The organism is Enterobacter sp. Bisph1 (assembly GCF_000814905.1).
GTDB lineage: Bacteria > Pseudomonadota > Gammaproteobacteria > Enterobacterales > Enterobacteriaceae > Kosakonia.
The window spans coordinates 109791-124535 of the sequence record NZ_JXAG01000028.1; the positions used below are offsets into that span (position 1 = coordinate 109791).

17 protein-coding genes are annotated in these 14745 nt (G+C 54.9%); 14 read left to right on the plus strand and 3 right to left on the minus strand.

Annotated elements, in window-relative coordinates:
• Positions 1–95 precede the first annotated feature (95 nt).
• Positions 96–314: a DUF2754 domain-containing protein gene (locus tag RW65_RS04560; RefSeq protein ID WP_039055479.1), complete on the plus strand. Its 219-nt coding sequence runs from the start codon at positions 96–98 to the stop codon at positions 312–314.
• Positions 315–317: 3 nt separating this feature from the next.
• On the opposite strand, the gene ddlA is transcribed toward RW65_RS04560, so the two are convergent.
• A complete protein-coding gene (gene ddlA, locus RW65_RS04565; RefSeq protein WP_039055480.1) occupies positions 318–1418 on the minus strand; it encodes a D-alanine--D-alanine ligase in 1101 nt (366 codons plus the stop codon).
• A gap of 124 nt (positions 1419–1542) precedes the next feature.
• Between ddlA and RW65_RS04570 the strand changes: the two genes are divergently transcribed.
• The 6 genes from RW65_RS04570 (at position 1543) to RW65_RS04595 (ending at position 7715) form a co-directional block, all read left to right on the plus strand.
• Entirely contained in the window at positions 1543–2208 is a 666-nt protein-coding gene (locus tag RW65_RS04570) for an extensin-like domain-containing protein (RefSeq protein ID WP_502685542.1), read from the plus strand.
• A 170-nt stretch (positions 2209–2378) separates the two neighbouring features.
• A complete protein-coding gene (locus RW65_RS04575; protein ID WP_039055482.1) occupies positions 2379–3569 on the plus strand; it encodes a multidrug efflux MFS transporter in 1191 nt (396 codons plus the stop codon).
• 261 nt (positions 3570–3830) lie between these two features.
• On the plus strand, positions 3831–4091 hold the full coding sequence (iraP, locus tag RW65_RS04580; protein ID WP_039055483.1) for an anti-adapter protein IraP: 261 nt from the start codon (positions 3831–3833) through the stop codon (positions 4089–4091).
• A gap of 101 nt (positions 4092–4192) precedes the next feature.
• On the plus strand, positions 4193–5608 hold the full coding sequence (gene phoA, locus RW65_RS04585; protein ID WP_156123966.1) for an alkaline phosphatase: 1416 nt from the start codon (positions 4193–4195) through the stop codon (positions 5606–5608).
• Between the two features lie 90 nt (positions 5609–5698).
• On the plus strand, positions 5699–6019 hold the full coding sequence (gene psiF / locus RW65_RS04590; RefSeq protein ID WP_039055485.1) for a phosphate starvation-inducible protein PsiF: 321 nt from the start codon (positions 5699–5701) through the stop codon (positions 6017–6019).
• A 172-nt stretch (positions 6020–6191) separates the two neighbouring features.
• Entirely contained in the window at positions 6192–7715 is a 1524-nt protein-coding gene (locus RW65_RS04595) for an FAD-dependent oxidoreductase (protein ID WP_039055486.1), read from the plus strand.
• 35 nt (positions 7716–7750) lie between these two features.
• Here the strand turns inward: RW65_RS04595 and proC are convergent, their stop codons facing one another.
• Positions 7751–8557 (minus strand): pyrroline-5-carboxylate reductase, encoded by an 807-nt coding sequence (gene proC, locus RW65_RS04600; RefSeq protein ID WP_039055487.1) that lies wholly within the window; start codon positions 8555–8557, stop codon positions 7751–7753.
• 135 nt (positions 8558–8692) lie between these two features.
• Here proC and RW65_RS04605 point away from each other — a divergent pair, with 135 nt between their 5' ends.
• The 5 genes from RW65_RS04605 to ppnP all read left to right on the plus strand — a co-directional run bounded on the left by RW65_RS04605 (position 8693) and on the right by ppnP (position 11458).
• A complete protein-coding gene (locus tag RW65_RS04605) occupies positions 8693–9154 on the plus strand; it encodes a YaiI/YqxD family protein (protein WP_039055488.1) in 462 nt (153 codons plus the stop codon).
• Positions 9155–9426: 272 nt separating this feature from the next.
• On the plus strand, positions 9427–9951 hold the full coding sequence (gene aroL / locus RW65_RS04610; protein ID WP_039055489.1) for a shikimate kinase AroL: 525 nt from the start codon (positions 9427–9429) through the stop codon (positions 9949–9951).
• Between the two features lie 50 nt (positions 9952–10001).
• The gene (locus RW65_RS04615) at positions 10002–10193 is read left to right on the plus strand and encodes a YaiA family protein (RefSeq protein ID WP_039055490.1); all 192 of its coding nucleotides are present in this window, start codon (positions 10002–10004) and stop codon (positions 10191–10193) included.
• Between the two features lie 214 nt (positions 10194–10407).
• Entirely contained in the window at positions 10408–11085 is a 678-nt protein-coding gene (locus RW65_RS04620) for an AroM family protein (protein WP_039055501.1), read from the plus strand.
• Between the two features lie 88 nt (positions 11086–11173).
• Positions 11174–11458: a pyrimidine/purine nucleoside phosphorylase gene (gene ppnP, locus RW65_RS04625; protein ID WP_039055491.1), complete on the plus strand. Its 285-nt coding sequence runs from the start codon at positions 11174–11176 to the stop codon at positions 11456–11458.
• A gap of 48 nt (positions 11459–11506) precedes the next feature.
• Here the strand turns inward: ppnP and rdgC are convergent, their stop codons facing one another.
• Positions 11507–12418 (minus strand): recombination-associated protein RdgC, encoded by a 912-nt coding sequence (gene rdgC / locus RW65_RS04630; RefSeq protein WP_039055502.1) that lies wholly within the window; start codon positions 12416–12418, stop codon positions 11507–11509.
• Between the two features lie 99 nt (positions 12419–12517).
• Between rdgC and mak the strand changes: the two genes are divergently transcribed.
• On the plus strand, positions 12518–13426 hold the full coding sequence (gene mak, locus RW65_RS04635) for a fructokinase (RefSeq protein WP_039055492.1): 909 nt from the start codon (positions 12518–12520) through the stop codon (positions 13424–13426).
• Positions 13427–13536: 110 nt separating this feature from the next.
• Positions 13537–14685 carry an integrase core domain-containing protein gene (locus RW65_RS04640; protein WP_039055493.1) on the plus strand — a complete coding sequence of 383 codons (1149 nt, stop codon included), beginning with the start codon at positions 13537–13539 and terminating at the stop codon, positions 14683–14685.
• The last annotated feature ends 60 nt before the right edge of the window (positions 14686–14745 follow it).

The following is a 14745-nucleotide window of genomic DNA, read 5'->3' on the forward strand; positions in this document are numbered from 1 at the left end:
TTTATTACTTAGGTAACATTTCAGAATTTCCGCATACGGCACAGACCAGGGGGCGGCAGTTATGGGATGATGCCGTTTTGATTGCCGGAGTTGTCATGAAGCTGCCTGTGAAAATCCGCCGTGACTGGCACTATTATGCGTTTGCGATTGGGCTGATATTTATTCTGAATGGGGTAGTGGGGCTGTTGGGCTTTGAGGCTAAAGGCTGGCAAACCTACGCTGTAGGGCTGGTAACCTGGGGGATCGGTTTCTGGCTCTCCGGGCTGATTATCCGCCGCCGCCCGGAAAATGAGGAGGCAGCGGATAAACCGTAGTCGTTAGCCGGTGATGGTCATTTTCAGCGCGCTGTTTGCCTGATGGCGCGCTACCGCCAACTCTATCAGGCGGGTGATGAGATCGGTGTAGCTAATACCGCTCGCCTGCCACAGTTTCGGGTACATGCTGATATTGGTAAATCCTGGCAGCGTGTTGAGTTCATTGATGATCACCTCGTTGTCCGGCGTCAAAAACACATCCACGCGCGCCATACCTTCGCAATCCAGCGTTTGATACGCCTGCACCGCAATCGCGCGGATCTTATCGTTGATCGCCGGATCGATATCAGCGGGCACGACAACCTGCGCACCGTTATCATCAATGTATTTGGTGTCGTAGGCGTAAAACTCGCTATTGAGCACAATCTCGCCGCAGGTGCTGGCCTGCGGATGGTCATTGCCGAGCACGGCGCATTCAATTTCGCGCCCGGTAATGCCTTTTTCAATAACCACTTTTTTATCGAACTCAAAGGCCATGTTTACCGCGGCAAGGTATTGCGCTTCGTTGGTCACTTTGCTGACGCCAACGGATGAACCCTGATTGGCAGGTTTCACAAACAGCGGCAGACCGAGCCGGGCCTGCACATCGGAGAAAGTGTATTGTTGGCGATTGGCGCGCGTTAGCGTAATAAACGGCGCAATGGCAAGCCCCGCATCACGCAGCAGACGCTTGGCGACATCTTTATCCATGCAGACGGCGGAGGCCAGCACATCGGAGCCGACAAAGGGCAGATTCGCCAGGCGCAGCATCCCCTGCAATGAGCCATCTTCGCCCAGCGTGCCGTGAACAATAGGGAAGATCACATCGACATTCGGTAACGGCGCGCTATTCTCTGCCTGGATCAGCTGCTGCTGTGCGATCCCCGGCACCAGCGCCACGCTATTGGCTGAAGGATTAAGGGCGATATGCGCCGGATCGCTGGCGTTAAGCAGGTAATTGTCCGCATCGCTAACATGCCACTGACCCTGTTTATCGATTCCCAGAAGCACCACGTCAAAGCGCGATTTATCCATTGCGTCGACGATATTTTTTGCCGACTGAAGCGAGACTTCATGTTCCGCTGATTTGCCACCGAAGACGATCCCTACCCGCATTTTTGCCATTTCTTGTTTTACTCACCGTAAAGTCACAAAGCACATACGATAGCACGTTGAAACGCGTGATTCGCGGCCTTCTGCCATAATGTTTTTGCAGACGAAAGGAGGTGATGTGAGCGGGAAAGGCCTGATGGTTTTATGCATACTTGTGGCGGTGATTTATATCGGTTATCGCGCGCTGCCGCCTTACTACAACCCGTTTGCGCCATTACAACTTAGCGATCCGCCGGGGCGCATCACCCAGTTTAAACTGCGTCGGCTGCCGCCGCAGGCCTGTAGCGCATTACTGGCCGAGGCCAATCAGCAGCGGTTGATCTCCTCAGTGGCCGTCGCCGACAGTGCAGGGGACTGTCCTCTGATTAACGTGGTGCGGGTGCGTGATTTCGGCGCGGTTAAACTGAGCAGCAGTTTTCTCGCCAGTTGCCCGTTAGCCCTTAGCTCGGCGCTGTTTGTTGCGCAGCAGGCGCGGCCGCTGACGGAACGTTTTATGGGCAGCCAGCTTACGCGTATCGATCACCTGGGCAGCTATGCCTGTCGCAATATCTATAACCGCGCCAATGCCCGTCGCAGCGAACATGCCAGCGCAGAAGCGCTGGATCTGAGCGCCTTTCATCTGGCAAACGGCCAGTCCGTTACGGTGCTCAAGGGCTGGCGTCAGGCGCGCACGCAGCCTTGGCTGCAGGCGATGCTCAGCGCCAGCTGCGGCTATTATGGCAACGGGCTTGGACCGGCGTATAACGCCGCCCACGCCAACCATTTTCACCTCGGGATGCGCGGATTCGGTCTCTGTCGCTAAGCATAAATCACTGCCAGCAGCAGGGTTTTTCGACCGAGCCGGCAGCGCGAGAGGCTGGGTGAGAGATAAAACACCAAATTTATCTTTACCGCATCTCTGGTGACTTATCGCGGGCGCATTCTTGTTAGTCTGTGCGCAGTTTGTCAAAACCTGAATAATTACGTGTACTTATGGAATCCTGGAAGGTCAATCTTATCTCGGTTTGGTTCGGCTGTTTTTTCACCGGCCTTGCCATCAGCCAAATTCTGCCGTTCTTGCCGCTATATGTCGCCCAGCTTGGCGTAAGCTCCCATGAAGCGCTGTCGATGTGGTCTGGCTTAACCTTCAGTATTACCTTCCTGGTGTCGGCGATTGTCTCGCCGATGTGGGGCAGCCTTGCGGATCGCAAAGGGCGTAAGCTAATGCTGCTGCGCGCCTCGCTGGGCATGGCGATAGCGATTCTGTTGCAAGCCTTCGCCACCAACGTCTGGCAACTGCTGATTCTGCGCGGCGTGATGGGGCTGACCTCCGGCTATATTCCCAATGCGATGGCGCTGGTGGCCTCGCAGGTGCCGCGCGAGCGCAGCGGCTGGGCGCTGAGTACACTCTCCACGGCGCAGATAAGCGGCGTGATTGGCGGGCCGCTGATGGGCGGTTTTCTCGCCGACCACTTAGGGCTGCGGATGGTGTTTTTTATCACCGCCGTGCTACTGATGGTGAGCTTTCTCGTGACGCTGTTTTTAATTAAAGAGGGCGGCAGGCCGACGGTGAAAAAGGGCGAACGCCTGAGCGGCAAAGCGGTTTTTTCCAGCCTGCCTTATCCGGGGCTGGTGATCAGCCTGTTTATCACCACCATGGTTATTCAGCTCTGCAACGGTTCTATCGGCCCGATTCTGGCGCTGTTTATACAATCTTTATCGCCGCAGACCACCAATATTGCTTTTCTTAGCGGGCTTATCGCCGCCGTGCCCGGCGTTTCGGCGCTGATCTCCGCCCCGCGTCTGGGTAAGCTCGGCGATCGCATCGGCACGTCGCGTATTTTAATGGCTACTATGGTGGTGGCTGTGGTGCTGTTCTTCGCCATGTCGTTTGTCACCTCGCCGCTGCAGCTTGGCATTCTGCGCTTTATGCTGGGCTTTGCCGATGGCGCGATGCTGCCAGCGGTGCAAACGCTGCTGCTGAAGTACACCAGCGAGCAAGTGACCGGGCGCATCTTTGGTTATAACCAGTCTTTTATGTATTTAGGCAATGTCGCCGGTCCGCTGATGGGGGCCGCCGTTTCGGCGATGGCGGGTTTTCGTTGGGTATTTGCCGCTACGGCGGTAGTGGTATTTATTAATCTTTGGCAACTGGGCTTCGCGTTTCGTCGGGCGAAGCGCTAACGCAACGGGCGAAATAATATAGCGAAATTTCGCCCGATTATACTATTTCCTTATGCCAACAGACCTGCTTCTTATTCTTTTTATTGGCTAAGCGATAAAAAAAAATTTGCCTTAAGTGCACATCGAATTTTTCATTAACCCTGCTTTTAAAATGTCAATTCAACGTTGTGAGAAAAACCGCAAAAATAATACATGTATCCGCTTTGCAACCTGAAAACTCAGTGCTAACGTCATGCGAATATCTTGTAAGGAAATAGCGCTATGAAAAATCTCATTGCAGAGTTACTGGTTAAGCTAGCGGAAAAAGAAGAAGAATCAAAAGAACTGGTTGCTCAGGTAGAAGCGCTGGAAATAGTGGTGACCGCGCTGCTGCGTCATATGGCAACTCCCGAACAACAGGCGTTAATCGACAGTATCGAAGGTGCGCTGGAAGAGGCTCAGCCCGGTGCGCCCGTTCCCCATAAAGATACGGAGTTACTTCATCAGTACGTAAAAAAGCTTTTAAAGCATCCACGCAGCTAACCCCTTACCGTTAGCTGAAACTGTCATCCCACTGTCATCTAAGATTCTTATAGTCGCTCTGTTTTATTTTCTTTAAGTATTTGTACATGGAGAATATTAAAGTGAAACAGAGCGCACTTTTCCTTGCATTATTACCTCTGATCTTTACCCCTACTATTTATGCGGAAACCTCTCAGGCCTCCGTACTGGATAACCGTGCCGCCCAGGGGGATATTTCTACTCCCGGCGGCGCGCGCCGTTTAACCGCCGATCAAACTGCCGCCTTGCGTGATTCCCTGATTGATAAACCGGCAAAAAATATTATTTTGCTGATTGGCGACGGCATGGGTGATTCCGAAATCACCAGTGCGCGAAATTATGCCGAAGGGGCTGGCGGATTTTTTAAAGGTATCGACGCATTGCCGTTGACCGGTCAGTACACCCATTATGCGCTGGATAAAAAAACCGGCAAACCGGACTACGTGACGGACTCCGCCGCGTCGGCCACCGCGTGGAGCACCGGGGTGAAAACCTATAACGGGGCGCTTGGCGTTGATATTCATGAAAAAGATCACCCCACTATTCTGGAAATAGCGAAAGCGGCGGGGTTGGCAACGGGTAACGTCTCGACCGCTGAATTGCAGGATGCCACGCCTGCGGCGCTGGTTTCCCACGTTATTTCGCGTCGCTGCTACGGCCCGACGGTGACCAGCGAGAAATGCGCGGTAAATGCGCTGGAGAAAGGCGGCAAAGGTTCGATCGCCGAACAGCTATTAAATGCCCGCCCTGATGTCACACTGGGCGGCGGAGCGAAAACCTTCGCTGAAACCGCCACCGCCGGCGAGTGGCAAGGTAAAACCCTGCGCGAACAGGCGCAGGCGCGCGGCTACCAGCTGGTGAGCGATGCCTCTTCGTTGGCAAGCGTTAGCGAAGCAAACCAGGACAAACCGCTGCTCGGGCTGTTTGCCGACGGCAATATGCCGGTGCGCTGGGAAGGTCCAAAAGCCACGCTGCACGGCAATCTTGATCAACCCGCCATCACCTGTAAGCCCAACGCGAAGCGCACCGACAGCGTACCGACGCTGGCGGCAATGACGGAAAAAGCCATTGAGCTGCTGAGCAAAAACCAGAAGGGCTTCTTCTTGCAGGTAGAAGGCGCGTCGATCGATAAGCAGGATCATGCAGCGAATCCGTGCGGTCAGATTGGCGAAACCGTCGATCTCGACGAAGCGGTACAGAAAGCGCTGGCGTTTGCCAAAAAAGAGGGCAATACGCTGGTAATCGTCACCGCCGATCATGCCCACGCCAGCCAGATCATTCCGGCGGATACTAAAGCTCCCGGCCTGAGTCAGGCGCTGAATACCAAAGATGGCGCGGTGATGGCGATAACCTACGGCAACTCGGAAGAGGAGTCGATGGAGCATACCGGCACTCAGCTGCGCATTGCGGCTTACGGCCCGCATGCGGGCAACGTGGTGGGGCTGACGGATCAGACCGATCTGTTCTACACCATGAAAGCCGCCCTTAATCTGAAGTAACGGCTACCCGGCGGTATATCTTTGCTGCCGGGTGGTTTTTTCATCAATCCGTACCATCCTTAAAGGGCACATTGACAGAAGGATGGTGCTATGAAAATAACGTTACTGGTGACCTTCATCTTCGGTTTGCTGTTTGTCACGGCGCTAAGCGCCGCTGAAAAAACGCTTACCCCACAACAACAACGTATGACCCTCTGTAATCAACAGGCCACGGCGCAAACCCTCGGGGGCGACGCGCGCAAGAAATACATGAGTGACTGCCTGAAAAACACCAAAACCGAGCCGGGACAAAAAAGCCTGACACCGCAGCAGCAGCGGATGCGCGAATGTAATGCCCAGGCGACCCAGCAATCGCTGAAAGGCGACGATCGCAGCAAATTTATGAGCGCCTGTTTGAAAAAAGCCGCTTAACGCAGCGGGTGAGCCAGCCTTTGGCTCACCTCGCGTTGCGATTACTCCCATCTTTTTTTCCGCTAATTAATCTCTGCCAGGCTTAATAGATAGCCGTTTTTTCCTTTTCTTCGCGGTGGTACGCCATCTGGCGTGACGCCCGTTTTTGCAACATTGAACCGGGAGCAAAGCGATGAACTACCAATACGTAACCGAACTTAACGCCTTACCGGAAAGCCAGCCGGTGAAAGTGGATGTCGCGGGAACGTCGATGATCCTGATCCGCACCGGGGCGCAAGTGCGCGCCTTTCAGAGCAAATGTCCCCATGCAGGCGGGCCGCTGGAGAAAGGCGCGATATGCGACGGCAAGCTGGTCTGCCCATGGCATAAAGCCGCGTTTGATATTAGCAACGGTGAGTGGCGCGAACCGCTGGCGCTGCAAAATCTTAAGCAATATCCGGTGACCCTTGAGCAAAATCGCGTGCTGGTCAATCCGCGCCCGCTCTCTCCCGCCAGCCGTCCGCTGATCCGCGGCGAGCGCCCACAAACCGCCGTGATCCTCGGCACCGGCGCGGCAGGTAGCGCGGCGGCCATCACCCTGCGGGATGCGGGTTTCAATGGCAAGTTGATTCTGATCGATAAAGAGGATGACGCCCCTTATGATCGCACCGCGTTAAGCAAATTCGTTCCGGCGGGAAAAATGAGGATCAGTGAAGTTCCCCATCTGCTGGATAACGACTTTTATAATCAGCCCGGCGTAGAAACCCTGCGGGAAGAGGTTGCCAGTCTCGATTGCCAGGGGCATCAACTGACTCTCGCCAGCGGCCGACAAATTACCTTCGATAAGCTGCTGCTGGCGACAGGCGGCCAGCCGGTGTGGCCGGATATTCCCGGTAACCACCTGGCGGGCGTGCATGTGCTGCGCGATATTCACCAGGCCGAACAGTTGCTCAACGAGGTAGAACAAGAGCAACAGCTGGTGGTGATCGGTAACAGCTTTATCGCCATGGAGCTGGCGGCGGCGCTGCGCAATCAGGATATTGCGGTAACGGTATTATCAAGACACGCGCTGCCGTTTGTTTCGCAGTTTGGCGAAGAGATGGGCCGCTATTTCTTGAACATGCATAAAGAGAACGGGGTCAAATTTGTCACTGGCGAACCAACGGCGTTGACAGGGAACGACCATGTACAAAGCGTGACGCTGAAAGATGGCCGCACCTTGCCCGCCCATGTGGTGGTGTTTGCTACCGGCGTCGAGCCGGTGACGGATCTGGCACCGGATCTGCGCCGTGAAGACGATGGCAGCCTGACGGTGGATGAACACCTCAATGTGGCCGCAGATGTTTGGGCGGTCGGCGATATCGCCAGCTACCCGGCTGCGGAAGGGCGTCGGCGCATTGAACACTGGCGCGTCGCGCAGCAGCAGGGGCGGCTTGCCGCGCTGAATATGCTCGGCGAACAGCACAGCTTTGATCGGGTGCCCTTTTTCTGGACCACCCATTTCGGCAACCGCTTTGAATACCTCGGCTATGCGCCACAATGGGACAGCATGAAAATCTTGGGTTCCCTGGCGGATAAACATTTTGCCGTACTGTATGGCGAAGAGGGGGTGCTCAAAGCGGTGTTAAGCTGCGGCAAATACAGCGAAACGGCAGGGTTAATTCTCAAGATGCAGCAGCCTCTCAGCCTGCATGCGGCCAGCGAAATACTGGCCTGAAAGCATGCGCCACGCGAGAGCGCGTGGCGCGGCCGTTAGCTGCTCAGTTTCTCGGATTTAGTCATACAGGCGGTAATCGCCTCGATAACCGCGGAGCGGAAGCCTTTCTCTTCCAGCACTTTTACCGCTTCGATAGTGGTGCCGCCGGGGGAGCAGACCATATCTTTCAGTTCGCCCGGATGTTTGCCGGTTTCCAGCACCATTTTTGCTGAACCCATCACCGCCTGCGCGGCAAATTTGTACGCCTGGGCGCGCGGCATACCGCCGAGGACGGCGGCATCGGCCATCGCTTCAATAAACATAAACACATAGGCCGGTGCGGAACCGCTGACGCCAACCACTGGATGGATCATCGGCTCGGCAATCACTTCCGCTTCGCCAAAGCAGCGGAAGATATTCAGCACGTCGGCGGTATCTTCTGAAGTCACCAGCGCGTTTGGCGTAATCGAGGTCATCCCGGCGCTGACCAGCGAAGGGGTATTGGGCATGGCGCGAATAATTTTGCGATCGTGGCCGAGGGCGCGGGCTAGCTGATCGAGGGTGACGCCGGCGGCAATCGACACCACCAGCGTCTCTTTATTCAGGCTGGAGGCGATTTCGTTGAGCACTTTTACCATGATATTCGGCTTAACTGCGCCGAAGACGATATCGGCAATTTGCGCCACTTCCTGCGCGCTTTGCGCGGCGTTGACGCCAAACTGATCGTGCAGGGCAGACACTTTATCCGGCGATGGGGTATAGACCCAAATCTGCCCTGGCAACACCTGGCCGCTGGCAATCAGGCCGCCTACAATGGCCTTACCCATGTTACCGCAGCCGATAAAACCGATTTTTTTTTCCATCTCGTCCTTCTCCTCTGCTTGTAAATGTTTGTGCGCTATAGCTTAACGTGGATTGAAGACAAGGGCGAAAGTATCTCTCCTTTCACCGACGGGAAATTAAAGCGACAATGCGCCGCACAGATAAAAGGAGTCACGATGGCGATTTGGGTTGATGCGGACGCCTGTCCGAACGTAATTAAAGAGATTTTATTTCGCGCCGCCGAGCGTACACAGACGCCGTTAACATTAGTGGCGAACCAGAATCTGCGCGTACCGCCGTCGCGGGTCATTCGTTCTATCCGCGTGCCTGCGGGCTTTGACGTTGCCGATAATGAAATCGTCCGCCTGTGCGATGCCAACGACCTGGTTATCACTGCGGATATTCCGCTGGCGGCAGAAGTGCTGGCTAAAGGCGCGGCGGCGTTAAACCCACGCGGTGAGCGCTATACCGAGGCCACCATTCGCGAAAGGCTCACGATGCGCGATTTTATGGATACCCTGCGCGCCAGCGGTATTCAAACCGGCGGCCCCGACAGCCTGTCGCAGCGGGATCGTCAGCAGTTTGCCGCCGAACTGGATAAGTGGTTGCTGGCAGCCAAACGCCGCGAAAGTGAATAAATTCTGCGCATTCCCGTCGTCGTTAACCGGGTTTGGCACCTTGCGGGGTTGCCAGCCTGTGTTACATTCAGTAAGGTGGCCGCTGTTGCACGGTGCAATATAAACTTTACAGCACAGCCCCGCGCTGCTGCGGGTTTGGGTTAAGGTTTATCGCGGCCCAATGCTTTATCTGTAACGTAAAATTTACGGTGAATATCGTACTAGTTTGGTGATATCATCGCCGTCTTAGTTTCTGTCCTGCAAAACGCGGGGCATGGAGGAAAAACCTGTTCATGACGCTCCCCATCTTTCTTATCGGCGCACGCGGCTGCGGCAAAACTACCGTGGGCCGGGCTCTGGCGCTGGCGCAGGGGTGCCAGTTTATCGATACCGATTTCTGGCTGCAGGAACAAGCCCAACAGACGATTTCGGCGATGGTGGAACAGGAAGGCTGGGAGGGATTTCGCGCACGTGAAAGCGCCGCGCTGCAGGCCGTAAGTGCGCCATCGCGGGTGATAGCCACCGGCGGCGGCATCATCCTGCTTGAGGATAACCGGCAGTTTATGCGTGAACATGGCGTGGTTATCTATCTCTGCGCGCCGGTCGATGTGCTGGCGGACCGGCTTGAGGCGTTTCCCGAAGAGGGACAGCGTCCGACATTGACCGGCAAGCCGATTAGCGAAGAGGTCAGTGAAGTGCTGGCTTTGCGCGATACGCTGTACCGCGAAGCCGCGCACTATGTGGTGGATGCCGCACAGGAGCCCGATAAGGTGGTATCTGATATTGAGGCGGCATTGCAGCTGGCGCACGCCAGTTAGCGAAACGATTGTCTATACTATTAACTCGACTTGTAAACTGAGGAAGAGTTATGCCGACTAAACCGCCATACCCGCGTGAAGCCCGTGTTGTTGCCGTTGAAAAAGGGGCCAGCGATGCCACCGTAACCTGGTATGAACTGCGTGCCGATCATCCGAAACCGGACACCTTAATCAGCGAACATCCCAGCGAACTGGAAGCGCTCGACGCCAAGCGGCGTTATGAGGATCCGGATAAAGACTAAGGCGCACGTTCAGGCTGAATAGTCGCCTGAAGGTGATAAAAGCGGACGTACATTACATTAATTGACTGGCTGAATAGCACCGAGCAGTTACTATTTCCTTTGTTTCTGGAATTTATATGAACACGGGAGTGGCATGTTCTCTTTACACAATAGCGTTGATAATCGCGTGATGAAGAGCGGACAAGAACAAGCAGTGATGAAAGGCGGTAAGAAAATGAGTGCGACCTTGGCGATCCTCACCATTGGTGTGGTGCCGGTAAAAGAGATTTTGCCGCTCCTGACGGAGCATGTTTCAGAAGAACAAATTACCCATATCAGCCTGCTGGGTAAAATGGATCCGGACGATGTACGCCGTGAATACGCCGTTGAAGCCGGGGAGCATGCCATTGCCACGCGTTTATTCGATGAAAGTCTTGGCATGGTTTCCCGCGAGAAAGTCGAACGCGATCTGCAAAGCGTTATCGAAGTGCTGGATAACCAGGGCTACGATGTCATTTTGCTGATGAGCACCGCCGATGTGCGGGGCTTTGTCGCCCGTAACGCTATTCTACTGGAGCCGCAGCGCATTATTCCGCCGCTGGTGGCGTCCATTGTCGATGGTCATCAGGTGGGCGTGATCGTGCCGATCCCGGAACTGATGGCGCAGCAGCAGACGAAATGGCAGGGACTGAAAAACGAACCTTACTATGCGCTGGCGCACCCTTACCAGGCGACAGAAGAGGAGTTAATCGCCGCCGGTAAAACGCTGATTGACCGCGGGGCGGATGTGTTAATGCTTGATTGCCTGGGCTTTCACCAGCTCCATCGCGACCTGTTACAGAAGGCGCTGGACGTACCGGTATTATTATCGAATGTGCTGGTGGCGCGGCTGGCTTCGGAACTACTGGTGTAAACCTGCCTCAGTATGAATTTATCGTGACAGAAGCAAAGCCCTGCCCCTATAGTGGTTTTCCATACATTTTCTTTATAAGGGCCAGTTCATGCTTCAAAGTAACGAATACTTTTCCGGCAAAGTGAAATCCATTGGTTTTACCAGCAGCAGTACTGGCCGCGCCAGCGTTGGCGTTATGGCGGAAGGGGAATATACCTTTAGTACCGCGCAGCCGGAAGAGATGACCGTGGTCAGCGGCGCGCTGAATGTGCTGTTGCCCGGTGAAACCGAATGGAAAGCCTATGTTGCCGGTGAAGTGTTCAATGTCCCTGGTCACAGCGAATTCCACCTGCAGGTGGTGGAGCCGAGTGCTTACCTCTGCCGCTACCTGTAACAGCAAAACGCCCGGCGAAACCGGGCGTTTTGTTTAGCGCGTTGTGCGTTAGCGCTGGGCTTCGCCGCCGAGGCCTTCCACCAGATCTTTGATTAATGCCGCCAGCTCGCCGGTCATCAGAATAAAATCGGCGTCAAAACGCTGAGCAAAATCTTCACGGTCAATATCTTCATTCTGATCGCGCAGCTCATCGCAGAACTTCAGCCGCTTCACGGAACCGTCATCGCACATCAGGAACTGGATGCGCTGCTGCCAGTCAAGGGCCAGCTTGGTGACCACTTTTCCGGCTTCGATATGCACGGCAATCTCATCGCTGACCAGATCCTGTTTTTTCGCGCGGATCACGCCGCCATCTTCCAGAATCGCTTTCAGCTCTGCTTCATCCAGCAGCTGGAAGCCTTGCGCTACGCTACCGGAACGTACCCATTCCGTCAGCGTCAGTTCGATTGGATTTTCCATTGCCAGCGGGACCACCGGCAGCGAGCCGAGGCTTTTACGCAGCAGCGCCAGCGTATCTTCCGCTTTTTTCGCGCTGGCGCAGTCGACCATAATCAAGCCGTTAACGGTGTCGATCCACATCATTGTCTGGCTGAAGCGGCTGAAGGCGCGCGGCAGCAAAGAGTGCAATACTTCGTCTTTCAGCGAATCTTTTTCCGTTTTTTTCAGCTTGCGGCCCTGTTCGGCTTCAAGGCGGGAAATTTTCGCTTCCAGTGCTTGCTTGACCACCGGCGTCGGCAGAATTTTTTCTTCTTTACGGGCGCAGATAATAATCTGACCGTTGGCGGTATGGGTCAGCGCATCGCTGTGTGAACCCATCGGTGGAACCCATCCGGTTTTCGCCATATCCTGACTACCGCAAGGAGTAAACGCTAGCGGGGCAAGCTGTTTTTCCATCTCTTCCGCACGCAGCGCTACATCGCGGCTGAGACGGTATACCATTAAATTTTTGAACCACAGCATGATTTTTTCCACGGCCTTGACGTTAAATGCAGCGGGCATGATAGCGAATTGTTGTCGCCGTTGCATTGCTAATGCGTGGTCCACTATGAGGAGTTTGATGTGCGTATCGGTATCGACTTAGGTGGTACAAAAACAGAAATCATTGCGTTGGGGGAAGGCGGCGAAGAGTTGTTTCGCCACCGCCAGGCCACGCCGCGCGACTATCAGCAGACGATTGAGTTGCTGGCGTCGCTGGTGGCGTTAACGGAAAAAGAGACCGGGCAGCAGGGCACCGTCGGGATGGGTATTCCCGGTTCGATTTCGCCTTACACCGGGGTGGTAAAAAATGCCAACTCTACCTGGCTGAACGGCAAACCCTTTGATAAAGATTTAAGCCAGCGGCTGAATCGCGAAGTGCGGCTGGCGAACGATGCCAACTGCCTGGCGGTTTCCGAAGCGGTAGACGGCGCGGCGGCGGGCGCGCAGACGGTGTTTGCGGTGATCATCGGTACCGGCTGCGGCTCCGGCGTGGCGCTGAATGGACATGCGCATATCGGCGGCAACGGCACCGCCGGGGAGTGGGGGCACAATCCGCTGCCGTGGATGGATGAAGATGAGCTGCGGTATCGCACGGAAGTGCCCTGTTATTGCGGCAAGCAGGGCTGCATTGAAACCTTTATATCCGGCACCGGTTTCGCCACCGACTATCACCGTCTCAGCGGCCATGCGCTAAAAGGACATGAAATCATGCGCCTGGTCGACGAGCAGGACGCGGTCGCCGAACTGGCGTTGAGCCGCTATGAACTGCGGCTGGCAAAATCCCTCGCTCACGTGGTCAATATCCTTGACCCGGATGTGATTGTGCTCGGCGGCGGTATGAGTAATGTTGACCGTCTTTACCAGACTGTACCGGTGCTGCTGCGCAACTGGGTGTTTGGCGGCGAGTGTGAAACGCCAATCCGCAAAGCGCTGCACGGCGATTCCAGCGGCGTGCGCGGCGCGGCCTGGCTCTGGCCGCAGGGCGAATAACTACGCAGGGGGCGCAATTATGTATGAACCGGCCACATGGGTAACACTTTAAACCGGGCACATGGGTAACAGGTTATAACAGTGCGGTAAGCATCTGATGGAGGTTTACCGTGCCCTGGAATGAGACTGTTACCATGCAACGTTTGCAGTTTGTTGCGGCCTGCCTTGAAGGCAACCTTCCGGTTGCCGAGGTGTGCCGCCGTTTCAATATCAGCCGCAAAACCGGTTATAAATGGCTGGCCCGTTTTTCCCCGAATGATGCCTCCTCTCTTGATGACCGTTCCCGGGCGCGTCATCAACAAAAATGCACACCGGAGTCTATGACTAAACTCCTGCTGGAGACGAAGCAGCAATATCCATTATGGGGGCCTGAAAAAATCAGACAGCTCCTGCTTAACCTGAATGTCAGTAACGTGCCCGCAGCCAGCACGATTGGCGATCTGTTCCGGTTGCACGGTCTGGTTAAAAAACGCAGGCAACCGGCTTTTAAATCCACGCAACGTCCTGAACTGCATACACCTGCCCGACCCAACGATGTCTGGAGCGCTGATTTTAAGGGTAAATACACCCATACCGGTGGGCGCTGGTGTCACCCTTTTACGCTGACCGACAACTGCAGCAGGATTGTACTGGCCTGCGATGCCACCTATATGCCTGATGGCCGGTTTGTTATTCCCTGTCTGGAGCGTGTTTTCCGTGACTGCGGCATGCCTCATGTGCTGCGTACAGATAATGGGCCACCATTTGCTGGCGCAGGTTTGTGGGGGCTGAGCCAGATGTCTGTCTGGCTTATAAAATGCGGCATCCTGCCTGAGCGTATCCGGCCAGGTAAGCCTACGGAGAATGGGCGGCATGAGAGAATGCACCGGACCCTGAAGGATGCACTAAAGGGACATGCAAAGTTCACTTCTCTGGAGGAGCAACAGATCTGGCTGGATGCCTGGCGCGAGGAATTTAATGAAATACGCCCGCACAAGGCGCTGGGCGGAAGAACTCCGCGCTCAGTCTGGTACCCATCAGAACGAATTTACACCGGGCCGCTTAAGACAATGCCTGTGCCGGAGAATGCCCGCGTGCTGCGCGTATCAATTAAAGGTGACTTGTTTTTTAACAGTACCCGAATATTTTTATCGGAGGCGCTCAGAGGAGAATGGGTATGGATGAAGCAGGTGAAAGAAGACCTGGATGAAATTGGTTTTGGTGATCTCATACTGGCCCGGTATGACAGACGAAACCATCGTATAATCCGGGCCGATTAGTTCAAAAATTGTCACCCATGTGACCGGTCAGATCTGTAACCCATGTGGCCGGTTCATACA